This is a genomic window from Streptomyces sp. NPDC054872, assembly GCF_053610705.1.
The window spans coordinates 129,067-149,860 of record NZ_JBSGYY010000005.1 but is presented as its reverse complement, the minus strand read 5'-3'; the positions used below and the strand labels follow the sequence as shown (position 1 = coordinate 149,860).

Sequence of the window (20,794 nt, the reverse complement as noted above, 5' to 3'; positions counted from 1 at the left end):
GTGGGCGCATGCCCACTTTACCTCGAGAGCAGCCGGAGCCGTCCCCCGCCGAGCCACATGAAGCCCGGCGGATGGCCCAGTCGTTCGGCGCGGACGCGCAACGCTACGACCATGCCCGGCCCGGCTACCCCGATGCGCTGGTGGCGCGGATCATCGTCGGTGCCCCCAAGGCCGATGCGCTCGAGGTGCTCGACGTCGGCTGCGGCACCGGCATCGCGGCCCGCCAGTTCCAGGCCGCCGGCTGCACTGTGCTCGGCGTCGAGCCGGACGCGCGGATGGCGGACCACGCGCGAGCCCATGGCCTGCGGGTCGAGGTGGCCACTTTTGAAGCCTGGCAGCCGGCCGGCCGGACGTTCGATGCGGTCATCGCCGCCCAGTCATGGCACTGGATGGATCCGGTGGCCGGTGCCATGAAGGCCGCGCATGTGCTGCACCCACGGGGCCGCCTTGCGATCTTCGGCCATGTGTACGAGCCGCCTGCCGAGGTGGCAGAACCGTTCGCCGCCGCCTACCGCCGGGTGGCACCCGACTCACCGTTCAACGCCGGACCGGCCCGGTCGGCCCGGCGTCCGCTCGATGTCTATCAGGCGGGATACGCGCGGTTCGCCGACAAGATCCGCGAGACCGGGCAGTTCGACGAGCCCGAACAGTGGCGCTTCGACTGGGAGCAGACCTACACGCGCGACCAGTGGCTGGACCTGCTCCCCACCACCGGCGGCCTCACCCGACTCCGTCCCGATCAACTGGCCGAGGTACTGGACGCGGTCGGGGACGCCATCGACGTACTGGGTGGACGGTTCCTGATGAACTACACCACCCTCGCGACCACGGCGGTACGCGCCAGCACTTCCTGAGCCGCCTGCGCGCTGCCTTCGGCGTAGTGCCACAGAGCGATCCGGGGGCAGCTGGATCCGCGCCGAAGTCAATGAACTGCCGCGCGTCCAAAGCGAGTTGAACGGCAGGCGCCCCCGTGTAGGTCGGGTGCGCCCACCGGTGCGATCAGATGCCGCAGCTCGACGCCGACCAGAAGCGGCTGGGGCGGTGGTCGAGGTGGGTGTGGTCGCTGTGCCCCGGATAGCCGGGGCCGAGAATTCCGTTGAAGCCGTGGTTGCGGGCCTGCTGGGCGAGTCGGCACAGCGAGTGCGGGCCCGAGCCGAGATCGGCCGCATCTCCGTACAAGTGGCGGCTGCCGGCTGCTCCGCCGACCGCGTCATTGCAGGCATGCGAGCGGAAGCCGCTGGTCACGCGAAGGGGCTGGTCGCCGAGTGCGTGCCGCAATGCCTCCAGTTTCCACATGGTGCGCAACGCGTTCGACTTCGCGGTGCTCGCGCTCACCGCGCCGCCCGCCCAGGTGCTGTTGCAGGTGTTGAGTTCGGCGTACGTGAAGTGGATCGGTGTGCAGTCGTTGTCCTGGAGCTCGTAGATCTTGCTGAATGTCGCCGGACCGGCGACGCCGTCGGCGCCCAGTCCGTAGGCGGACTGGAATCGCTTGACCGCGGCAGTCGTCGCCGGTCCGTAGGCGCCGTCGATGGCGAGTACGCCGCCGTTGCCGGCGTGACCCGCCACCCGGATCTGCAACTGCGTCACGTCGGCGCCCGATGCCCCTTGGGACAAGGTGCGCGACCACGTGTAGCAGGTGTCGGCTTGGGCGGTTCCGGCAGTAGCGATGACGCCGCCCAGCGTGGCGGCAATGAGCATGACAAGAGAAAGGATGAGTCGTGCGGTGCGTCTGGTCATCAGAGCACTCCAGTGAGGGGGGGATGGGGGGATGCGCGCGTGCAGTCCGAGCGTGGCGGGACGAGCGGCGCACGTCAACGGGACGTCAACATCCGTCATTTGTCCGCCCATTGGCGACGCCGATGGCCGCCGCTGCCTCTCGGGTCGGTGAGAACAGGGCCCGGGCCGCGTCCAGTTCACTTCGCCGCGGCGCGGCCGGGCGGCAAGGGGTGTCCGACGGGGGGTGCCCCTGGGGGCCCGCTCCATCCCCGTACGCGGTGGCGGCACATGGACGGTTCACTCGGCCCATTGGGGGCATCCGGCAACTCATGACGACTCATGACGAGCATCGTGGATCGCCTGACATGGGCGATATGGAACGAGGTACTCCGCAGCGTCTCGCGGCGCGCAACCAGATGTGGACGCTGGCCTGGACCGCCCTGTGTGTCCTGCTCTCCATCTGGTCGGTTGCCTGGGCCGTCGGCGCCGCCAGGGGCAGCACCAACGCATGGGCCTACTGTTTCGCCGGCCTGGTGCTGCTGGCCTGCGCCCTGTGGGCCCGCCGTTCAGCCATCCGCAACAGTCCGCCACGCCGTTTGTGAGCGAGAGGCTTCTCCGAACGCGGCGAAGCACAGGGGCGGGGCCTTGGGCCGACCATCGGTGCGCTCACCCAGCCGCGTTCATCGACCAGCGGCCAGTACCGCCGCGAGGCCCTCTTGCAGATCCTTGACGAAGAACTCGGGAACCTCCAGCGACGGGAAATGCCCCCCGCTTTCGGGTGACCTCCACCGGACGATCTGCCGGAACCGCTCCTGTGCCCAGGGGCGCGGGCACTTCTCGATGTCGTGGGGATACACACTGATGGCCGACGGGACGTCGACCCGCAGTTCGGGGTCGAGCGAGTCGTGGCTCTCGTAGTAGATACGGGCCGACGACGCTCCGGTCCGCGTCAGCCAGTACAGCGTGACGTCGTCAAGAACGCGGTCCATGGGAACCGTCTCGAACGGGCTGTCCTCGGTGTCGGTCCACTCAGCGAACTTGTCAAGGATCCAGGCGAGAAGCCCGACCGGTGAGTCGACGAGCGAATAGCCGATGGTCTGCGGCCGGGCCGCCTGCTGCTTCGCGTACGCCGCGCGGGGGCCGTCCCAGAAAGCGCGGGTTTCCTCGGTCCATGTGCGTTCGGCCGCCGTCAGCCCGTCCGTCGTCAACCCGGGCGGCGCCTGCGGGGTCGTTGTGTGGATGCCGAGAACATGCGCAGGGAACCTGCCGCCGAGGACCGTGGTGATCACACCGCCCCAGTCGCCGCCGTGGGCCACGAACTTGGCGTAGCCGAGCCTTCCCATCAGCTCCACCCACGCGCCCGCGATCTTCTCGATGCCCCACCCGGTGGTGGCCGGCTTGTCGCTGTAGCCAAAGCCTGGCAACGACGGGACCACGACGTGGAACGCCGGCGCGTCCGCATCCTTCGGATCTGCCAACTCATCCACCACATCGATGAATTCGGCGATGCTGCCCGGCCACCCGTGCGTCATGACCAGAGGAGTGGCATCCGCGCGCGCGGACCGGCGATGCAGGAAGTGAATTCCCACCTCGTCAATGGTCGTGCGGAACTGGCCGATCTGGTTGAGGCGCGCTTCGAACGACCGCCAGTCGTACTCCGTGCGCCAGTAGTTCACGACGTCGACGAGAGGGACTCCCTGGGCCCATCGGTGAGCGCCGGGCGCGGCGCGATGGACCGTCTCGGTCTCCGGCAGGCGCGCCGCGGTCAGTCGCGCGCGCAGATCGTCGAGGTCGGCGTCAGTCGCGTGGGCTTCAAAGGCTTGCACGTCCCTGGTTGGACGGTTCATGAGACCTCCTGGTCATGGTGCGTCCGGCGAATCCGGCGCGAACCGGCTTAGACGGTTCTAGCAGCCCTCAAGGTTCGGCCGCAACCTGCTAAGGTGGTTCCATGCGTGCCGAGTTCCCAGACTTTCGCCTCGGTAAGGTCCTGGCGACCAGCTTCACCGCGACTCTGACGGAGCGTTGTGGTGATGCCGTGGAACGCATTCCCACGCCGCACCGACTCGTCGACTGGCTGGCAGTGAGCGGCCTGGCCGTAAGTTCCTGCACCACCGCCCAGCTCGAACTCGCCCGGAAACTGCGGGAGTCGATTCACGCCGTCGCGACGGCGGCCGCGGTCCAGGACGCTCTGCCCGCACCCGCTGTCCAAGTCATCAATGACTGCAGCGTTCAGGGGCGTGCCGCGGCGATCTTGACGCCTGAAGGCAAGCGTCGATGGCAGCTCAGCTCGGCTTCCTGCGTGGAAGACGCCCTCAGTGTGATCGCCGCTGATGCAATCAGCATCATCGCGGGGGAGCGAGACGGAAAAATGGCCTTGTGCGCATCACCGACGTGCCAAGCCGCCTTCTTCGACACCAGTCAGAGCCGCACCCGCAGATGGTGTGACATGAACACCTGCGGAAATCGGCAGAAGAAGGCGCGCTTCCATGCCAAGGAGCGCAAGAATCCCGGACCGGCGTAGGGATCGTCACCGGGTACGTCCACGAGGGCCGCGGCCGCGCCCGCTGAGCCACTCCTCCGACACGTCAGGAAGTGCTCAGGACGCCTCGTCGATCAACCCGAAACCCTCCGGGAACTCTGCCAGGAACGCGCGACGGCCCGGGTTGGTCTCGGCGGCTGCCATCTCCCCGACCAGCTCGATCAGCTCTCGTCGTTGATCACCAGGCAGCGTGCTGACCACGTGGGCGACGCCCTCAAGCACCTTGACCGCGTCATCCGGATCCATCTGCTCGTCGTCGCTGCCGTCGATGAACCACAGGACATCGACCAAGGCCTCGACCAAGGCCTCGGCCAAGGCATGGGTCAGGGACGGGTGCGAAGACGTCACGTCGGCCTCCGGGCGGATTGACGGCGGAGTTCGATCATCCCATCACAGCGGGGAACAACCGGGCCGTCGACGCTTGACGGAGGCCCGGTTGACGCAGGGCGACCAAAAATTTGGTGTGCGGGGCCGCCGGAACCGGGTAACGTCTAGGTCATGTTCTTCCAGACGCCGATTTACGAGTGAGAGCGTGATGGGCCCCTGCTGACGTCCCAGGACGTCGCCGCGCCCGTCCCCCACCGTTGAATCCGTAGATCACTTCACATCATCCCGGGAGAACCCGTGAGCAAGAACATCAATAACCCCGTGGGCATGGGCGGCGGCAAGCGCAAGAAGCTGTCCCGCGCCGAACGGCAGAACAACGGTCCGCACCGCAACCTCGATCGCCAGGGCGCCGCCGACCAGAAGGCGGAGCTGGTGCGCAAGATGCGCGAGAAGACACAGGCTGCCGGGGACGCAGGACAGACGGCCGACGAGGCCGCACAGAGCTGACACACCGCCGCCGCAGGGCGGCACAGCACGGGGCAGGGCCCGGACCGCGACGCGGTCCGGGCCCTGGCCTTTTCCCATTGCACACCGGTGGAGTGCACCGAGGGTCATGTGCCGGCATCTGTGGCATTCTCGGCCGTCGCTCGTTCCAGGATTCCGGCGACCACCTCGGACTTGGCGTCCGCGTAGTTCTGCACGTACTCCCACTTTTGCCGGGACAGGAAGCGTTTGGTGTCGCCGTACAGCTTGCGGTCCCCGCCGTGCTTGCGCAGCCGGTCGCGGAAGAGCAGCATGCGGTCGGCCTCAGGGCAGCCCGCTGACAGGACGTGCAGGTTGGCCGTAGCGGCACTCGGGTCAAGGTCGTACTTGCGCAGAACGCGGTGCTCGTACCAATCGGGCTCGCGTATGACGAGCTCGAAACCGAGCGCCTCCAGGGCGGGCACGTAGGAGGCATCGGCGGCAGAGTCGGGGACGATCAAGAGCATGTCGATGACCGGCTTGGCGGGAAGGTCCGGGACGGCAGTAGAGCCCACGTGCTCAAGCCGGTGCTCGAGGCGGCCGAGATGCTCACGTATCCGCGCGGCTTCCCATTCGAAGATCAGAGGCCAGCATGGGTCGTAGTCTCGCAGAGCGATCTGGCCGTTGAGCTTGGGCGGGGCGACGAGGTGGGCTGCCTCGATCTCCTCGGCGGACATGGAGATGCGGGGGTTTGGCTGCTCGGACGTGCGCGGGATCTGCTGCTCGGACATGCGGGGCTCCCGTCCTGGAGGCCGAGGGGTGTGTGTCGCTGGGTAGAACCGGGCCTGAGCCGATGCATCTTAGACGGCTCGAAAGTCCCCCGAGGCTCGAAGGGGTCGCATCCGTGCATGCGCCCCATGTGCGCGCACCCACGCTGTCGTCGCCTTCTGCCGACATCGTAGGAAAACGATTGACCCCGCCGTGTCGGTTCGTGAAGCATTCCGGACCGTGATGACGAACATCGATCATGACCATCCCGCTCACGGACAGGACGCTGCGGCGGACCGCCCGCTCGCCCTGGTCACCGGGGTGGGCCGCACCGTCGGTATCGGTGCGGGCATCGCCCGTCGCCTGGCCGCATCGGGCTGGGACATCGCTTTCACCTACTGGACTCCGTACGACGCCCGCATGAGCTGGGGCAGCGAGCCAGGAGCGACCGAAGTGATCAGTCAAGCCCTGGCCGAACACGGAGCGTCCACGATCGCGATCGAGGCGGACCTCGCCGACCCGGACACCCCGGCCCGCGTCTTCGACGAGGTCGAACAGCGGATGGGCCATGTCACCGCGCTGGTCATGAGCCACTGCGAGTCTGTCGACTCCGGACTGCTCGACACCAGCGTCGAAAGTTTCGACCGGCACTTCGCCGTCAACGCACGCGCCCCCTGGCTGCTCATCCGCGAGTTCGGACGCCGCTTCGCCGCAGAACGGGGGACCGGCCGGATCGTCAGCCTCACCAGTGATCACACCGTCGGCAACCTGCCCTACGGGGCGAGCAAGGGCGCCCTGGACCGCATTACGCTGGCCGCCGCCCACGAGCTCGCCCACCTCGGCGTGACAGCCAACGCCATCAACCCCGGGCCGGTCGACACCGGCTGGATGCCCGAGGAGGTCCGGGAGCACTGCGTGCGCAGCACCCCGCTCGGCCGCCTGGGCACGCCGCAGGACACCGCGCACCTGGTGGACTTCCTGTGCTCCCGGGAAGGCGAATGGATCAACGGCCAGCTGCTGATGAGCAACGGTGGCCTCACGTAGGCGAGCACTGTGGCGCTTGCGTGCAGACCTTACGAACCGGAGCGCAACCCAAGAACACTGTGCTGCACCACACCCGAAGAAACCTCGCTCTCACCTGAGGACCGAGCAGACAACTCCACCAGACCGGACCGGAGTTCGGCAGCTGCCTCGCCAAGGACGATCGCACTGATGATCAGCTCCAGCATCAGGCAGTCGTACTCGTCGCCCTTGCTCCGATAGCGCTCCGGATCGGCCTCCACTGCAGCGGAGGTGATCCTCCTTCCGCCAGTGGTGGGGGAGAAGTGCGCCTCGTAGACCCCAAGGCCGGTCCAACTCCGGTGCAGGAAGAGGCTGTTGTCCTCAGCGAAGACGTTCCACTTCTCATCCATGTCCCGGGCTCGATATCCGCGCCGGATCTGGTCCCATTCCTCGTCGGTCCAGACACGCTCCGGCAACTGGGAAACGGGCCGAGGCGTGCTGATCGGATGGAGGCGCCGGAATGATTCCCGGGTGAGCGGAGCATCGTCAGTCATGACGTGATCCTACGGAAGCACCACTCCAACAGGGCAGTGGTCAGAGCTGGTGGAACCCTCCAAGCCCGGTGGGGCATCGTTGTGCCGGTCAAGATCACCTTGCTCCGCTGCGTGGCCGCAGACTTGCAGGACGCGGCGGCCGGGCGGTCGCCGCATGCTTGTCCATGACGACACCTGGGGGACCACACCGTGAGCGAACGTGTCATTGCGCCCAAGAGCCGGGGCTTCTTGTTCCTCGATTCCCATCCTGGTGGCTGCCGGCAGCTGGTGGATGAGATGTGGCAGGCCGTACCCGCCCCGGCCTCAGTTGGGGGCGAAGGGCCGGTGGCCCTGGTCATCGGCTCGTCGGCCGGGTACGGCCTGGCGGCGACGGTCGCGGGCCTGGCCCGTGTCGGCATCCGTGGCATCGGCGTGTGCCTGGAGAAGGCGCCCGCGCGGCGCACCGGTACCGCGGGCTGGTATCGCACCGCTGCCACCGCCCGGCTCGCCCAACAGCACGGGCGGGACATGGTCTTCCTCAACGGCGATGCGTTCAGCGACTCGGTGAAGGAGGAGGTTGCCGTCCTCCTCGCCGAGCGGTTCGGGGGACGACTCGACTTCCTGATCTACTCGGTGGCCGCGCCTCGCCGCACCGACCCCGACACCGGCACCGCGTACGCCTCCGTCCTCAAGCCGATCGCCTCCCCGCACACCACCAAGACACTGGTCTTCGACGAGGACGGTGCCCCGGAGGTGAAAGAGGTCACCACCGCACCGGCCGAGGGCGACGACATCGAACAGACCGTGGCGGTGATGGGCGGCGCCGACTGGGAACGGTGGATCACCTTCCTGGCCGACCGGTCCCTTCTCGCCGACGGCTTCACCACCGCTGCCCTCTCCTACATCGGCTCGCCCCTCACCGCGGCGATCTACCGGCAGGGCACCATCGGCGCCGCGAAGTCCCATCTGGAGGCCACCGCACGCTCGTTGCATGAGCGCCTCGCCAAGACGCTTGGCGGACGGGCCATGACCTCGGTCAACGCCGCTGCCGTCACTCAGTCCTCGACCGCCATCCCCGGTATCGCCCTGTACCTCGGCCTGCTGCGTGGCGTCCTGGGGGATGCCATGGTGGCGCCGATCGATCAACTGGTGCAGTTGTGGGACCAGTTGACCGGTGCCCGCCCCCTCGATCTGGACGACGAGGGCCGGGTCCGTCTGGACACCTGGGAACTCGACCCCGCGGTGCAGCGTGCCGTCGTCGAACGCTGGAGCGCCGCCACCAGCAACACCATCAACGGACTCGCCGACCTCGACTGGTTCAATGACGAAGTCCGCCGCCTCTACGGCTTCTCCGTCCCCGGCATCGACTACACAGCCGCCGTCGAGACCGACGTCCCCTGGCCCACGCTCACCCGCTGACGCCCGCCACCGGTGTCGGCGCCTGCGGCGGTCGGCGGCCCTGGCCGGGCAGGCGGGTCAGCGCAGTCCGGCGAAGAGATCGTTCTCGGGTACGGCGGAGCTGGTGGCGTCCTTGACGCGTACGAAGGTCTCCATGCCCATCAGCTCGCCGAACCTTTCCTTGCCCATCTTGAGGAAGAAGATGTTCTCGCCCTGACTGGCGTGAGCGGCCAGCGCGTCGAATTTCTGCCCGCTGAAGGCGGTGGTGTCCACCCACGTGGTGATCTCATCGTCGGGGAGGCCGATCTCGGCCATCGCGGCGGCCTCGGCAGGGTCGGGCTCAGGCATGTTCTCGTCGAGCTCGCGCATGGTCTCACCGAAGCGCTGCATCATCGAGCGGGGCATCGTCGTCCAGTACACCTTCGGTGTCAGCGTGACCATCTCCAGGGCCGCCATGGTGATGCGGTGAGCCTGGATGTGATCGGGGTGGCCGTAGAAGCCGTTCTCGTCGTAGGTGACGACGACATCGGGCCGGTAGTGCCGCATGAGTTCCGCGAGCCGGGCGGCCCCTTCCTCCACAGGGGTCTGCCAGAAGGAACCGGGGGCGTCGTTGCTCGGCCAGCCCACCATCCCGGAGTCGGCGTAGTCCAGCATCTCCAGATCGCTGACCTTCAGGACGTCGCAGCTCTCCTCGAGTTCCCGTCGGCGCATCAGGGCGACGGCCGCCGGATCGTGCCCGGGATCACCCGGCTTGACACCCCCCGGTCCATCACCGCAACCGCCGTCGGTACAGGTCACGAGAACCGTCCGGATGCCCTCCGCCGCATACCGCGCGAGGACCCCTCCGGTCCCGGTGGCCTCGTCATCGGGGTGAGCGTGTACTGCCATGAGCGTCAAGGGCCGGTCAGTCATGAAACAGTCCTTCGGTTAGGAATACGTGGTGAGTGAAGTGCGCGGGACGTACCGCGACCCTGAGGGCCCGTGCCCTGGCGGGCGGACGGCCTGGTGGCCTCCGCGTACCCCGCCCGTGCGGCGCCGGCCCCTCGGTCGTGCAACCGCGCGGACCGGACCGGATGTTCCCGGCGTGGCTGATCGGCCTGCCTGCCGTCGGCGATTCAGCCCCGGAGAATACCGGCCGGGCGGCCCCGTGGCGGCGGGCACAGTCACCGGTTCAGGCGGGGCGCTCGGCCATCACGACCACGCCCGGCCCGGCCTGCTCGCTCGCGGGGAGGCGGAGTTCGGCGACGGGGCGCAGTCCGGCCCGGTCGATCAGGTCGACGAGCTGTTCCGGGCGCCACTGGTGTGTGGTCCAGCGAACGGGAACCCCTCCGTAGGCCTCGGTGCGCACCGTGTCCTGGTCGCCGACGTGCGTGGCGGTGATGAAGTGCCCGCCCGGCTTCAGGGCGCGTGCGAACAGAGCCAGGACCTGCGGGAGGACGCCGCGGGGGAGATTGAAGAGTGACCACCATCCGAGCACGCCGCCCAGGGATGCCTCATCGAGGTCGAGCTCGGTGGCGGAAGCGACGCTGAAGCGGCACTGCGGGTACAGCCTGCGCGCGTTTTCGATCATCCGGGGAGAGAGGTCCACCCCGGATACGTCGAGTCCGCGTTCGGCGAGATAGCCGGTCACCGTGCCGGGGCCGCAGCCGACGTCCAGGACGGGCCCGAGGTCGCCCACGGTGTCGGCGAAGGCGTCGATCGATGCCTTGAGCCAGGGGTGGCGACGGATGTCGCCCATGCCTGTCGTTGCCACCATGTGGGCGTAGTTGTCGGCCACTTGGTCATAGGACTCCCGGGCGACGTCGAGATCGGTGGGGCGGTCGATACGGCGTGCGTGCATCAGCCAACCATAGGGCTGCCGGGATAGGGCTGCCGTCCGGAGCGTGAGGCGCCCAGGACCGGCCTGGTTCGTGCGTGGCGCATGACTCCGGCGGGCCTTGAGGTGGAACTCTCCCTGCGGCAAGTCGTGTTCACCGAGCAGCCACCTTCGCACAACCCTTCGTACGCCTCGTGAGTCACATTCCCGCAAGCCCTTCCCCTGCTTTTCCCCTTTGACCAACGGAGTTCCACCGTGCGTGTACGTACCCTGGCCGCCACCGCCGTCGTGGCGGCGCTCACCGCCACCGGTCTGACCCTGCCGCTCGCCGGGAGCGCCGCGGCGGACACGACGACTCCGCGGTTCGACTTCAACGGCGACGGATACGCGGACATCGCCGTCGGCATGCCCAACGCCACGGTGGACGGCAAGGCCAAGGCCGGCTACGTCAGCGTGATCTATGGCGGCCCGCAGAGCCCGAGCGGGTCCACCGGCGTCATCAGCCAGGCTGAGGCCGGCATACCCGGCACGCCCGAGGCAGGCGACCGCTTCGGCTCCTCCGTGGCACCCGTCGACGTGAACGGCGACGGCGTCTTCGAGCTCGTCGTCGGCGCGAGCGGCGAAACGCTCAACTCCGAGCAGCGCGGCAGTGAGGGCACCATCACCGTCCTGGACGGCTCCGGGTGGAACATCAAGGGCACCACCGTGGCCAGAGGCGGGGGCGAATTCAGCAGCATCGGCAACACCATCGCCACGGGCGACTACGACGGCGACGGCGACACCGACCTCGCGTACAACGAGGACGGCGAGGAGCGCGGCTCGCTCCGGTTCAGGCCTGGCCCGCTCACCGCGGACCCGGTGACCCCCACCACCTTGCGCAGCTACAGCATGGGCGGCCGCACCCACGCCCTGGCCACCGGCGACTTCGACGGCGACGGCCGGGACGACCTCGCCACCACCTGGCAGGCCATGGAGGACTCAGGCACCTTCATCACGCGCTGGGACGCCCAGGCCAAGCCCGCCCAGTGGTGGGCCGACGCCGACCGCGGCAGCGCGCTGGCCGCCGCCGACTTCGACCGGGACGGCACGGATGACCTCGCGGTCGGCCTCGTACAGCCCAATCCCGAGTCGGAGACCACGCATTGCGAGAACCGCCTCGGCGGTGCGGTGCTCCTGCTCAAGGGCTCGAAGTCCGCGGACTTCGGCACCGAGAACGAGTGCATCACGCAGGACAACCCGGAGGTCGGCGGCACCGCCGAAGAGGGCGACGACTTCGGCGCCGCGCTGTCCGCCGGTGACCTGAACGGCGACAGCCGTCCGGAACTGGTGGTCGGCGTGCCCGGCGAGGACGTGGGCACCGTGAAGGACGCGGGCGGATACGTCACCATGAACGGCACGGAGCACGGCCCCTACGGCGGCCTGGCCCGCAGCCAGAGCACCGCGAACATGCCCGGCACCGCCGAGGCCGGCGACCGCTTCGGCGCCCAGGTGGCCGTCGGCGACTACAACCGCGACGGACTGTGGGACACCGCGGTCAGCGCACCCGGGGAGAACGCCGGTGAGCCCCGGTCGGGCGGCGTCTGGTTCGCGCCGAGCAGCACCGAGGAGACGTACCCGGTGGGCAAGTCGCTGACCCCGTTCGGCTTCGCGCTGCCCAACGGCGCCATCAAGTACGGCGAGGTTCTGGGGCTTTGAGCCTCCGCTTGCGCTCGTAGCACGTGAACTGACCTTCCCACCTTGCGATGTGGAGTATCTGTGCGCAGTAAGAGACTTTCGGCCGCCCTGCTCGGCGCCGCCACCGTCCTCGTGTCGGCGGGGCTCGCCCCCACGGCGGGCGCGGCGCCGGCGGCGGCCGGCCAGGGGCCCGACTTCAACGGTGACGGATACGCGGACTCCGTGGTCGGCGTGTCTCGAGGGGACATCGACGGCCAGAAGTCCGCGGGCTATCTGCACGTGCTCTACGGCGGATCGAGCGGGGCCGGCACCTCCACCAGGTCTGTCAGCCAGGACAGCCCGGGCGTGCCCGGCACCAGCGAGAAGAACGACGGGTTCGGCGGTGCCGTCGCGACGGCCGACGTGGACGGCGACGGTTTCACCGATGTCGTGGTCGGGGCGCCGGGTGAGGACGTCGGCAGCGATCCGGCGGCGACGGGCCACGGCTCGGTGGTCGTCCTGTACGGCTCCTCCAGCGGCGCCTTCGAACGCGGCCGGACGATCGCGCAGGGCCAGAGGGGCGGCGGCGCCGGGGCCTCGCTCGCCGTGGGTGACTTCACCCAGGACGGTGCCGTGGATGTGGCGGTGGGACTGCCCCGCGGGGAATTCGGCGAGGTCGCGCTGCGGCCGGGTCCGCTCACCGAGGACAAGCCGCTGACGTCGTTGCTCCGCACCGGCTTCGGCGGCACCGCGGGCAGGCTGGCGGCCGGGGACTTCGACGGGAACGGCAAGACCGACCTGGCGATCTCCGCGTACTCCAACGACTACTCGCGCACCGCGCTGTGGAGCTGGAACGGCTCGGCGCTGCAGGAGTACTGGAAGTCCCCGGCCACCGGTTACGACATCACCGCGGGCGATTTCGACGGCGACAGTGTGGACGACCTGGTGCTCGGGCACTGCCTGATCACCGCCGTGGAAGACCGGCCCACCGGTGCCTGCGGCCCCGACGAGCTGGCCAAGGGCGGCAAGGTGCGGGTGTTCTACGGAGGCGGGGGCGCCGAGGGCTTCGGCACCCGCAACCACACCTTGAGCCAGGACACTCCGGGCGTCGCGGGCACCGCGGAGGACGCGGACAACTTCGGCATCAAGGTGGCCGCGGGCGATCTCAACGGGGACGGCCGGGACGACCTGGTGGCGGGCGCACCTGCCGAGGCCATCGGGACGGCGGACCGGGCCGGTTCGGCGACCGTGCTGACCTCGGGCCCGGACGGTCTGCTCGACGCCTCGGGCACCGCCAAGTCGACGGCCTGGCACCAGGACTCCGCCGGGGTACCGGGGGCGGCGGAGGTCAACGACGAGTTCGGCTCGGCGCTTGCGGTCGGGGACTACGACGGCGACGGGGACGGCGATGTCACGGTCGGCGTCTACAACGAGAACAGCGCGGAGTACGACGAGAACCTCAGCACGGGCGGCGTCTGGACCCTGCCCAATGGAGCCGGGTCGGGCTCCAAGGCGCTGACGCCACGGCTGTTCGGGCTGCGGGGGGCGCTGTACTACGGGCACGTACTCGGGCGTTGACACGGCGGTGATGACGGGGCGGCGCGCTGCTGATTCTGGCGGCGCGCCGCCGCACCGCGGGCCTCCGGCTCGGACACACGTACGCCGCATCAGGCCGCCCGGCTGAGGCCGAGCGGCAGTTCCACATCGCCCGCTCCTTGGCCGGGGAGGCGTAGCGGCGACGTTCGTGTCGAGAGCATGGCCCGGCGAGGCTCCGACGCGGCGTGACGCAGGTCGGCATCACGAGATCCAGCGGCCGTCCCGGCAGCGCCCCCGTCGCCCACAGGAAGGCGCGAGGTCAGGGGCGTGTACTTTTCGGGCGGTGTCCCGGAGTCTGTGGTGGTGGACTCACCGTTGACCACCTATCTGCTTCCCGCTGTCCTCGCCGTGATCATGTTCGGTCTTGGACTCGGTCTGACCGTGGCTGACTTTCGTCGGATCGCGGCCTATCCGCGGCCGGTGGCCTGTGCGCTGATCTGTCAGTTGGTGTTGTTGCCGGCTGCCTGCCTGGGACTGGTGCTTGCCTTCGACCTGGGGCCGGCGCTGGCGGTGGGCATGATGCTGCTTGCGGCGTCTCCGGGCGGCACCATGGCGAACATCTTCAGTCATCTCTTCGGTGGCGACGTCGCCCTCAACATCACGCTGACCGCCATCAACTCCGTCATCGCCGTCGTCACGCTGCCGATCGTGGTGAATCTGTCCCTGGATCACTTCATGAGTGGCTCGGATGAGGCGCTGGGGTTGCGTTTCGACAAGACGCTTCAGGTGTTCCTCGTGGTACTGGTGCCGGTGGCCGCCGGGATGCTGGTGCGACGTCGGCGTCCAGACTTCGCCGAGCGCTCCACCCGAGTGGTGAAGGTGACGGCGGTGGTCGCGCTCATCGGAATCATCATCGTGGCCCTCGTCGCCGAGCGGGAGAACGTGCTGGGATATCTCGCCGACGTCGGCCTGGTCGTCGTCATCTTCGGCGTCATCTCTCTGAGCGTCGGTTACGGCGCGACGCGGTTGGTCCGCGGCGATCACCGCCAGTCCGTTGCCACCTGCTTCGAGATCGGCATGCACAACACGACACTGTCGATGGCGATCGCGCTGAGCCCCTCGCTCCTGGACAGCACCCGGATGGCGATCCCCTCTGCGGTCTACGCGGTGCTCATGTTCCCCATGGCATTGGCGGCCGGTTTCCTGCTGCGCCGCATGGCCCCGAACACAACGGCCACCACCTCTGACGGCGGACCCCGTACACCCCAAAAGCCGGTGGGCCCACAGTAGTTGCCCCAATGGACGTTATGCAGGGAGTGCTTCAGGGGCGTGGCCACGGACGTCCGTCGAGACGTTCGAGGTCGGTGTTGAAACGCCGCAGGTAGTGAGCGAACGCGGAGACGTCTTCCTGGCGCCAGTCGGTCATGACCTTGCTCAGGGAACGGATCATGCCCTCACGTTCCTCGTCGAGGAGGCGGGATCCCTCGTCCGTGATGCGGAACTTGCGGGCCATGCCGCCCGCCGGATCAGGAATCCGCTCCACCAGGCCGGCGCGCGTGGCGGCGGAGGTCTGGCGCTGAAGGGTCGAGACATCGAGGTCGAAGGCCTCGCTCAGCTCACCGATGGACATGGGGCCCTGGACGCGAATGCGACTGAGGAGAACGTAGGCGCTGCGTTCCATCACGCCGTCTACGCGGCGGCCCCTTCTGCGGGTCATCAGCCCGTGACGGCTGAGCAGCATCTGCTCGTACTCGACCTCGCTCGTGGCCCTGTCCATGCGCTCGTGCCTCTCCGTTCCGGTCGGCCGCCGTCCCTCCCCTCGCGGAGCTGGCGGCTCAACGGCATTCTCCCTCAGAGTATGCATCGACCATTGAGTATGCATAATACAAGGTGCATGTACTATGCATATCCATTCTCCCAACCAGCACCCTGAGGACTCGCGTCATGAACGCCTCCCAGCCTGTAGCCCGAACCGGCGGCGTGGTCACCACGTTGGCACTCGCCGGCACAGTGGCCGCAGTCATGCAGACTCTGGTCACCCCACTCATCGCCGAGCTGCCACACATCCTGGACACGTCGTCTTCCAATGCGGCGTGGGTGGTGACCGTCACTCTGCTCGTCGCGGGTGTCTGCGTACCCGTCTCCGGCCGCCTGGGTGACCTGATCGGCAAGCGCCGGATGCTGTTGATCTGCGCCGTACCGCTGGTCCTCGGATCGGTGATCTGCGCCCTCTCCTCATCGATCGTGCCGATGATCGTCGGGCGGGGCCTGCAAGGCATGGGCATGGGCATGGTGCCGCTGGGTATCGCCCTCCTGCGGGACGTGGTCCCCACCGAGAAGCTCAGCGGCTCGATCGCGCTGGTCAGTGCCTCCATGGGCATCGGGGGAGCGCTCGGCCTGCCGATCTCCGCAGCCGTCGCCGAGTACGCCAGCTGGCGCGTGCTGTTCTGGGGCTCCGCGGTCCTGGCGCTGATGATCGCCACCTTGATCTGGTTCTACGTTCCGGATGTGCCCGCTGGAGCCAAGGGGCAGCGTTTCGATGCGCCCGGCGCGATCGGGCTGGCCATCGGCCTCGTGTCGCTCCTGCTGGCCATATCCAAGGGTGCCGACTGGGGCTGGGGATCAGGTACCACGCTCGGCCTGTTCGCCGTCGCCGTCGTGGCGCTCGGCGTCTGGGGGTTCTACGAGCTGCGTACCCGTGAACCCCTGGTCGACCTGCGGACCACCGCCCGCCCGCGCGTGCTGTTCACCAACATCGCCTCGATCCTCGTGGGCGTCGGCATGTACGCCTTCATGCTGATCGCCCCACAGCTCCTGCAGTTCCCCGAGGCCACTGGATACGGCCTGGGGCAGTCGATGCTGGCCGCCGGCCTCTGGATGGCGCCCGGTGGCGTCATGATGATGATCGTGTCTCCGCTGGGCGGAAAACTCATCAACGCCCGTGGTCCGAAGCTCGCCCTGGTTCTGGGCGCGCTTGTGATCGCCGCTGGATACGGCCTGTCCCTGATGCTCATGGGTTCGGCCTGGGGCCTGATGGTCGTCGGACTTGTCATCAACAGTGGCGTCGGCCTCGCCTACGGCGCGATGCCCGCCCTGATCATGAGCTCGGTCCCGCTCTCCGAGACCGCTGCCGCCAACGGATTCAACACCCTCATGCGTTCGCTGGGCACGACCATCGGATCGGCCGTGATCGGTGTGGTCCTCGCGCAGATGACCCTCGACATGGGTGGTGGGCACACCATCGCCTCCGAGGACGGCTTCCGTGTCGGACTGATGATCGGCTGCGGTGTCGCACTGCTGGCCGCCGCGGTCGCCGCCGTCATCCCGGGCCTCTCCCGGCCCGCGGAAGACGAGACCGGGCGGGCGGCCGCGGTCGAAGGGGCAACCGCCCGAGGCTGAAGCCGAGCACGCGTGACGGCGGCCTGTTCGACCCCGCTGGGGTTGTGCGGGCCGCCGGTCAACTCGCTCTGGCGCGTGGGGATCTGGAGCCGACCGCCGACCGCCGACCGCCGAGCCTGGTCTGACGCTGGCCTTTTTCTGGCTGAAAGAGTGCCAAACGAGTATTAGCCAGGTTTGTTCATCGCCTTCCTTATGAATCCGGTATCGGCAGGATGTCTGGTGTCCTCGCTGGGCAGTGCCCGGCTGTCCGTACACGCACCCCCCATCCAAGGAGCGAGTCGATGGCGAACGAGCTCAAGTACGGCGAACAGATCCACCTGCAGAACGGCTACAACGGCTGGCAGGGCGGCTACCTGGACACCAACGGCCACAGCAGCGCCTCGGGCGGCAAGTACCAGGTCTCGACCGCCGAAACTCCCGCCCGCGGCAAGGGCACCGGAACGTGGGAGATTCTCTCCGCCTCCGGCAAGGGTGCCGGACAGCCCGTGGTGAGCGGCGACGTGGTGTACCTGCGCAACCTGTACGGAGGCGACGGCGGGTACCTCGACACCAACGGCCACGCCTCCGACGTACAGAAGACCGCCGGCGCCAAGTTCGATGTCGCCACCTCGGAGGCCAGGGATCGCGCAGCGGGCACCGGGCGTTGGCGCATCTTCGCCCAGACCTCCACGCCTGCCGACCAGTACGTCAGGGCGGGCGACGTGGTCCACCTGTGGAACCTCTACGGCGACAACGGCGGCTTCCTGGAGACCAACAACCACAGCACGGCCGACGGCGGCAAGTACGACCTGTGCACCAACGCGTACTTCAACCGCAGCTCCAACGTCGCGGACTGGAAGATCCACAAGACTCAGGCCTGACCCCGGCAGGTAGGGGTCCTGTGGGCAGTCCGCCGACAGGGCCCCGCTGCTTCCGACGAGTCACTGCCCAAGTCGGCTCCTGCTCGGCGCACTTGACCCGGCTCCGGGCGCCCGCCGTGACGTACCGTGCAGCCACATGACGGGGGCCCCTTTGTAGGCCGGTCATGCGAGCTGAGCCGACTCGAAGGAAGTGGCCATGCAGACGGTGTACGACGGCGAGCTTCACGTCAGTTATCGGCAGTTCTACGTGGAGAGTCGACCAGAGACGTACGGCGCGACCTCGGAGACCCGAGGGGGACAGAGCAACGGTCTGTGCGGTGCTGCCGTGCCGGGCCACCTCTTTCTGACGACAGGCCTGCACACCGGGCGCGTGGGCCTGACTGTCGAGGTGCACGACGTTGTGCCGCCCCTGGACGAGGCGTGGGAGGACGTCGTGGAAGTGCCGTTCCAGCCCGCGTCCACCTCTGCGGTCATCGTGCCGTGGGGTGATGGGCCTCTGTGCACAGCGGAGCTGCCCCTGGTCCCGCACCGCGTGCGTTACTGCGCAAGCGGCATGGATCTGTCCGTTGATCAGGAGCTGGCCATACTGGACGGCGGAAGCATCGCCGACCGTTATCTCCTGCAGTTCTGGCCCGCTCCTTCCGCTCCCGACCAGGTGGTCAAGCAGAGCTCGCAGAGCGCGGCGTACTGGCACGAGCACGCCCGCAGCCTGTCCACGCCCTCACCTGCGGAAGAGGCATAGACGGTGTGGCCTGCCGGAGGAGGGATTCAGATTCTCCGTCCGCGTCCCGGCCAGTCAGGATCATCGTCGGCGTCCGGCAGGTCCTGGTGCCCCTCGTCCCACGGGTTGGTCCAGCCGCACACTCCACAGGCGTAGCGCCCGCTGATGCCCGACACCTGGGTGCCGCAGCCGCGGCAGTCCGTGGTCGTGATCTCCGATGGCTGCGGGCAATCAACGGTCGACTCTGGGGGCGACCGCGATCCTCCCCACGACACGGGCGCCGAACGGGAGATGGGACCGCACTGTCCGCACGCCCAGGAGCCGTCCGAGCCCTGTTGCGCCGCGCCTCCGCAAGAAGGGCAGTTCACTGCGCTCAGCTCCCTCCCCAACGACCGTCGTGCACCTTTCTCTGAGGCTGCCCAGGCAACGCGACAGTAAGCGAACGACTGTCCGTATTAGGCCCCGACGGCGGCGTGGACGCCGCAGTCGAGGAGGTAAGAGCTGGTGCCGGTGTCGATGATCGCGCCGTTGGGCGGGGGCGGACAGACGCGATCTCACGACCAGCGTCGCCCCCCCCGGTCCAGGAGGTGGCGCGGGCGCCCTTACGGTCGTGCCTGTGCCGGCAGGGTGAGAATCTCGGCTCCGGTCTCGGTGATGGCGATGGTGTGCTCGCTGTGCGCGGTCCGGCAGCCCGTCGCGCTGCGCAGAGTCCACCCGTCGGCGTCGGTGACGAGGGTGGCAGTGTCGGCCATGACCCAGGGCTCCAGGGCGAGCAGCAGACCGGGGCGCAGCTTATATCCGCGGCCGGGGCGTCCGGTGTTCGCGACGTGCGGGTCCTGGTGCATGGTCGTACCGATCCCGTGGCCTCCGAACTCGGTGTTGATCGGGTAGCCCGCCTCGCTGAGGACTGTGCCGATGGCGTGCGAGAGGTCGCCGATACGCGCCCCGGGCTTGGCCGCGGCGATGCCGGCCGCCAGTGCGCGTTCGGTCGTCTCGATCATCGCGACGCTTTCCGCAGGCCTGGCCTTGCCCACCAGGAAGCTGATCGCGGCGTCCGCGGCCACCCCGCCCCTGGCCACGGCGAGGTCGAGAGTCAGCAGATCGCCGTCCGCCAGTGTGTAGTTGTGAGGCCGCCCATGGAGCACTCCGTCGTTGACGGCCGTGCAGATGTAGTGCCCGAAGGGGCCGCGGCCGAAGGAGGGCGCGTAGTCGACGTAGCAGGACTGCGCACCCGCCTCGGTGATCATCTCCTTGGCCCACTGGTCGATGTCCAACAGGTTCGTGCCCACCGCGCTGCGCTGCTTCAGCGTGTGCAGGATGTGTCCGACCAGGGCGCCGGTGTCCCTAGCCCGCTCGATCCGCGCGGAGTTCAGGATCTCGATCATGGGGGGCCTCTCGTGTGCTTCCAATAACTATACCGGTCAAACTATACCGGTATTGGAATAGGGTAGTGGTCAGGAGCGAACGCGACGGTCGCGTCGTGTCCTCATCGCTGCGGTCAAGAGAGCCCGCATCGAGTGGGGTGCCTGCTCTCAGTTCTCCTGTGCGACACCGAGGTCGTGCCGCATGGCCGTTCGCATGGTCCGAAGCATCTCCCAGAGCTCGAACTGCGACTCGGTCGCGGTCTGCATCGTTTCGCCTGGTTCGGGTGCGCCGCGTTCCAGGCGCTTCACCTGGCCGTAGACCCTGTTCAAGGCTTGGTTGACGACACTGGCTCGCACAAGCACCTCCTCCGGGGCGATCATCTGTGCTTCGGAGTATCGATCGCGGTGCGCATCCTTCGCCTGTTCAAGGGCGTCGACGTGAGCTTCCTCCACGCCGCGTTCTTTCATGACGTGCAGGTGGCGGTTGAGCGCGGTGGTGAACTGCCGGGCATCTCGGTTGAGCTCGACGTAGCAAGTGCGTCGTAGCGCACGGTTCTCACGGACCTCCTCATGGTCTCGAACGAGCTCTATCTCCAGGCGCTTCGCTCGGTTGGAACCGCGCTGGGTGAGAAGAGCCCCTCCCAGGGTTCCCGCGACGCCCGCCACAGCGATGACCACTGAGCTCAGATCCACCGACGTA

General features: G+C 68.2%; 22 protein-coding genes. 12 read left to right on the top strand and 10 right to left on the bottom strand.

Annotated elements, in window-relative coordinates; all coding sequences use genetic code 11:
• Positions 1-8 precede the first annotated feature (8 nt).
• Positions 9-854 carry a class I SAM-dependent methyltransferase gene (locus ACWGIH_RS08145; RefSeq protein WP_453447288.1) on the top strand — a complete coding sequence of 282 codons (846 nt, stop codon included), beginning with the start codon at positions 9-11 and terminating at the stop codon, positions 852-854.
• Positions 855-999: 145 nt separating this feature from the next.
• Here the strand turns inward: ACWGIH_RS08145 and ACWGIH_RS08140 are convergent, their stop codons facing one another.
• On the bottom strand, positions 1,000-1,737 hold the full coding sequence (locus tag ACWGIH_RS08140; RefSeq protein WP_453447286.1) for a D-Ala-D-Ala carboxypeptidase family metallohydrolase: 738 nt from the start codon (positions 1,735-1,737) through the stop codon (positions 1,000-1,002).
• 353 nt (positions 1,738-2,090) lie between these two features.
• Here ACWGIH_RS08140 and ACWGIH_RS08135 point away from each other — a divergent pair, with 353 nt between their 5' ends.
• Positions 2,091-2,318, top strand: a complete 228-nt coding sequence (locus ACWGIH_RS08135; protein ID WP_453447284.1) for a hypothetical protein — start codon at positions 2,091-2,093, stop codon at positions 2,316-2,318.
• Positions 2,319-2,396: 78 nt separating this feature from the next.
• Here the strand turns inward: ACWGIH_RS08135 and ACWGIH_RS08130 are convergent, their stop codons facing one another.
• Positions 2,397-3,563, bottom strand: a complete 1,167-nt coding sequence (locus ACWGIH_RS08130; protein ID WP_453447282.1) for an epoxide hydrolase family protein — start codon at positions 3,561-3,563, stop codon at positions 2,397-2,399.
• Positions 3,564-3,664: 101 nt separating this feature from the next.
• On the opposite strand from ACWGIH_RS08130, the gene ACWGIH_RS08125 reads away from it, so the two are divergent.
• Entirely contained in the window at positions 3,665-4,237 is a 573-nt protein-coding gene (locus ACWGIH_RS08125) for a CGNR zinc finger domain-containing protein (RefSeq protein WP_453447280.1), read from the top strand.
• Positions 4,238-4,312: 75 nt separating this feature from the next.
• On the opposite strand, the gene ACWGIH_RS08120 is transcribed toward ACWGIH_RS08125, so the two are convergent.
• Positions 4,313-4,603: a hypothetical protein gene (locus ACWGIH_RS08120; protein WP_453447279.1), complete on the bottom strand. Its 291-nt coding sequence runs from the start codon at positions 4,601-4,603 to the stop codon at positions 4,313-4,315.
• Between the two features lie 276 nt (positions 4,604-4,879).
• Here ACWGIH_RS08120 and ACWGIH_RS08115 point away from each other — a divergent pair, with 276 nt between their 5' ends.
• Positions 4,880-5,089 carry a DUF6243 family protein gene (locus ACWGIH_RS08115; RefSeq protein WP_453447278.1) on the top strand — a complete coding sequence of 70 codons (210 nt, stop codon included), beginning with the start codon at positions 4,880-4,882 and terminating at the stop codon, positions 5,087-5,089.
• A gap of 104 nt (positions 5,090-5,193) precedes the next feature.
• Here ACWGIH_RS08115 and ACWGIH_RS08110 read toward each other — a convergent pair whose 3' ends face one another.
• Entirely contained in the window at positions 5,194-5,835 is a 642-nt protein-coding gene (locus tag ACWGIH_RS08110; protein ID WP_453447276.1) for a GrpB family protein, read from the bottom strand.
• A 220-nt stretch (positions 5,836-6,055) separates the two neighbouring features.
• Here ACWGIH_RS08110 and ACWGIH_RS08105 point away from each other — a divergent pair, with 220 nt between their 5' ends.
• Complete coding sequence (locus ACWGIH_RS08105) at positions 6,056-6,856, top strand: SDR family oxidoreductase (RefSeq protein ID WP_453447274.1); 801 nt, start codon at positions 6,056-6,058, stop codon at positions 6,854-6,856.
• Positions 6,857-6,885: 29 nt separating this feature from the next.
• On the opposite strand, the gene ACWGIH_RS08100 is transcribed toward ACWGIH_RS08105, so the two are convergent.
• The gene (locus ACWGIH_RS08100) at positions 6,886-7,368 is read right to left on the bottom strand and encodes a hypothetical protein (protein ID WP_453447272.1); all 483 of its coding nucleotides are present in this window, start codon (positions 7,366-7,368) and stop codon (positions 6,886-6,888) included.
• Positions 7,369-7,557: 189 nt separating this feature from the next.
• Here ACWGIH_RS08100 and fabV point away from each other — a divergent pair, with 189 nt between their 5' ends.
• Positions 7,558-8,766 (top strand): enoyl-[acyl-carrier-protein] reductase FabV, encoded by a 1,209-nt coding sequence (fabV, locus tag ACWGIH_RS08095; protein ID WP_453447271.1) that lies wholly within the window; start codon positions 7,558-7,560, stop codon positions 8,764-8,766.
• 57 nt (positions 8,767-8,823) lie between these two features.
• Here the strand turns inward: fabV and ACWGIH_RS08090 are convergent, their stop codons facing one another.
• Together ACWGIH_RS08090 and ACWGIH_RS08085 are read right to left on the bottom strand one after the other, a co-directional pair.
• Positions 8,824-9,657: a PIG-L family deacetylase gene (locus ACWGIH_RS08090; RefSeq protein WP_453447269.1), complete on the bottom strand. Its 834-nt coding sequence runs from the start codon at positions 9,655-9,657 to the stop codon at positions 8,824-8,826.
• Between the two features lie 259 nt (positions 9,658-9,916).
• Positions 9,917-10,585, bottom strand: coding sequence for a class I SAM-dependent methyltransferase (locus ACWGIH_RS08085; protein ID WP_453447267.1), 669 nt, complete (start codon positions 10,583-10,585; stop codon positions 9,917-9,919).
• Positions 10,586-10,816: 231 nt separating this feature from the next.
• On the opposite strand from ACWGIH_RS08085, the gene ACWGIH_RS08080 reads away from it, so the two are divergent.
• The 3 genes from ACWGIH_RS08080 (at position 10,817) to ACWGIH_RS08070 (ending at position 15,040) form a co-directional block, all read left to right on the top strand.
• Entirely contained in the window at positions 10,817-12,256 is a 1,440-nt protein-coding gene (locus tag ACWGIH_RS08080; protein ID WP_453447266.1) for an FG-GAP repeat protein, read from the top strand.
• A 60-nt stretch (positions 12,257-12,316) separates the two neighbouring features.
• Complete coding sequence (locus ACWGIH_RS08075; protein ID WP_453447264.1) at positions 12,317-13,792, top strand: integrin-like protein; 1,476 nt, start codon at positions 12,317-12,319, stop codon at positions 13,790-13,792.
• 321 nt (positions 13,793-14,113) lie between these two features.
• The gene (locus ACWGIH_RS08070) at positions 14,114-15,040 is read left to right on the top strand and encodes a bile acid:sodium symporter family protein (RefSeq protein WP_453447262.1); all 927 of its coding nucleotides are present in this window, start codon (positions 14,114-14,116) and stop codon (positions 15,038-15,040) included.
• Positions 15,041-15,071: 31 nt separating this feature from the next.
• On the opposite strand, the gene ACWGIH_RS08065 is transcribed toward ACWGIH_RS08070, so the two are convergent.
• Positions 15,072-15,527, bottom strand: a complete 456-nt coding sequence (locus tag ACWGIH_RS08065; RefSeq protein ID WP_453447260.1) for a MarR family winged helix-turn-helix transcriptional regulator — start codon at positions 15,525-15,527, stop codon at positions 15,072-15,074.
• Positions 15,528-15,694: 167 nt separating this feature from the next.
• Between ACWGIH_RS08065 and ACWGIH_RS08060 the strand changes: the two genes are divergently transcribed.
• The 3 genes from ACWGIH_RS08060 to ACWGIH_RS08050 all read left to right on the top strand — a co-directional run bounded on the left by ACWGIH_RS08060 (position 15,695) and on the right by ACWGIH_RS08050 (position 18,751).
• Positions 15,695-17,149: an MFS transporter gene (locus tag ACWGIH_RS08060; RefSeq protein ID WP_453447258.1), complete on the top strand. Its 1,455-nt coding sequence runs from the start codon at positions 15,695-15,697 to the stop codon at positions 17,147-17,149.
• A gap of 281 nt (positions 17,150-17,430) precedes the next feature.
• Positions 17,431-18,009 (top strand): hypothetical protein, encoded by a 579-nt coding sequence (locus ACWGIH_RS08055; protein ID WP_453447257.1) that lies wholly within the window; start codon positions 17,431-17,433, stop codon positions 18,007-18,009.
• Positions 18,010-18,205: 196 nt separating this feature from the next.
• Entirely contained in the window at positions 18,206-18,751 is a 546-nt protein-coding gene (locus tag ACWGIH_RS08050; RefSeq protein WP_453447256.1) for a hypothetical protein, read from the top strand.
• A gap of 581 nt (positions 18,752-19,332) precedes the next feature.
• On the opposite strand, the gene map is transcribed toward ACWGIH_RS08050, so the two are convergent.
• Together map and ACWGIH_RS08040 are read right to left on the bottom strand one after the other, a co-directional pair.
• The gene (map, locus tag ACWGIH_RS08045) at positions 19,333-20,115 is read right to left on the bottom strand and encodes a type I methionyl aminopeptidase (protein WP_453447255.1); all 783 of its coding nucleotides are present in this window, start codon (positions 20,113-20,115) and stop codon (positions 19,333-19,335) included.
• Positions 20,116-20,262: 147 nt separating this feature from the next.
• A complete protein-coding gene (locus ACWGIH_RS08040) occupies positions 20,263-20,772 on the bottom strand; it encodes a hypothetical protein (protein WP_453447254.1) in 510 nt (169 codons plus the stop codon).
• Positions 20,773-20,794: the final 22 nt, after the last annotated feature.

Bases quoted from the DNA above. Each gene is read 5' to 3' on its own strand.
- map (WP_453447255.1), bottom strand. From the start codon at position 20,115: ATGATCGAGATCCTGAACTCCGCGCGGATCGAGCGGGCTAGGGACACC.
- ACWGIH_RS08125 (WP_453447280.1), top strand. From the start codon at position 3,665: ATGCGTGCCGAGTTCCCAGACTTTCGCCTCGGTAAGGTCCTGGCGACC.
- ACWGIH_RS08090 (WP_453447269.1), bottom strand. From the start codon at position 9,657: ATGACTGACCGGCCCTTGACGCTCATGGCAGTACACGCTCACCCCGAT.
- ACWGIH_RS08050 (WP_453447256.1), top strand. From the start codon at position 18,206: ATGCAGACGGTGTACGACGGCGAGCTTCACGTCAGTTATCGGCAGTTC.
- ACWGIH_RS08055 (WP_453447257.1), top strand. From the start codon at position 17,431: ATGGCGAACGAGCTCAAGTACGGCGAACAGATCCACCTGCAGAACGGC.
- ACWGIH_RS08135 (WP_453447284.1), top strand. From the start codon at position 2,091: ATGGAACGAGGTACTCCGCAGCGTCTCGCGGCGCGCAACCAGATGTGG.
- ACWGIH_RS08130 (WP_453447282.1), bottom strand. From the start codon at position 3,563: ATGAACCGTCCAACCAGGGACGTGCAAGCCTTTGAAGCCCACGCGACT.
- ACWGIH_RS08085 (WP_453447267.1), bottom strand. From the start codon at position 10,585: ATGCACGCACGCCGTATCGACCGCCCCACCGATCTCGACGTCGCCCGG.
- ACWGIH_RS08140 (WP_453447286.1), bottom strand. From the start codon at position 1,737: ATGACCAGACGCACCGCACGACTCATCCTTTCTCTTGTCATGCTCATT.
- ACWGIH_RS08060 (WP_453447258.1), top strand. From the start codon at position 15,695: ATGAACGCCTCCCAGCCTGTAGCCCGAACCGGCGGCGTGGTCACCACG.
- ACWGIH_RS08105 (WP_453447274.1), top strand. From the start codon at position 6,056: ATGACGAACATCGATCATGACCATCCCGCTCACGGACAGGACGCTGCG.
- ACWGIH_RS08100 (WP_453447272.1), bottom strand. From the start codon at position 7,368: ATGACTGACGATGCTCCGCTCACCCGGGAATCATTCCGGCGCCTCCAT.
- ACWGIH_RS08110 (WP_453447276.1), bottom strand. From the start codon at position 5,835: ATGTCCGAGCAGCAGATCCCGCGCACGTCCGAGCAGCCAAACCCCCGC.
- ACWGIH_RS08145 (WP_453447288.1), top strand. From the start codon at position 9: ATGCCCACTTTACCTCGAGAGCAGCCGGAGCCGTCCCCCGCCGAGCCA.
- ACWGIH_RS08065 (WP_453447260.1), bottom strand. From the start codon at position 15,527: ATGGACAGGGCCACGAGCGAGGTCGAGTACGAGCAGATGCTGCTCAGC.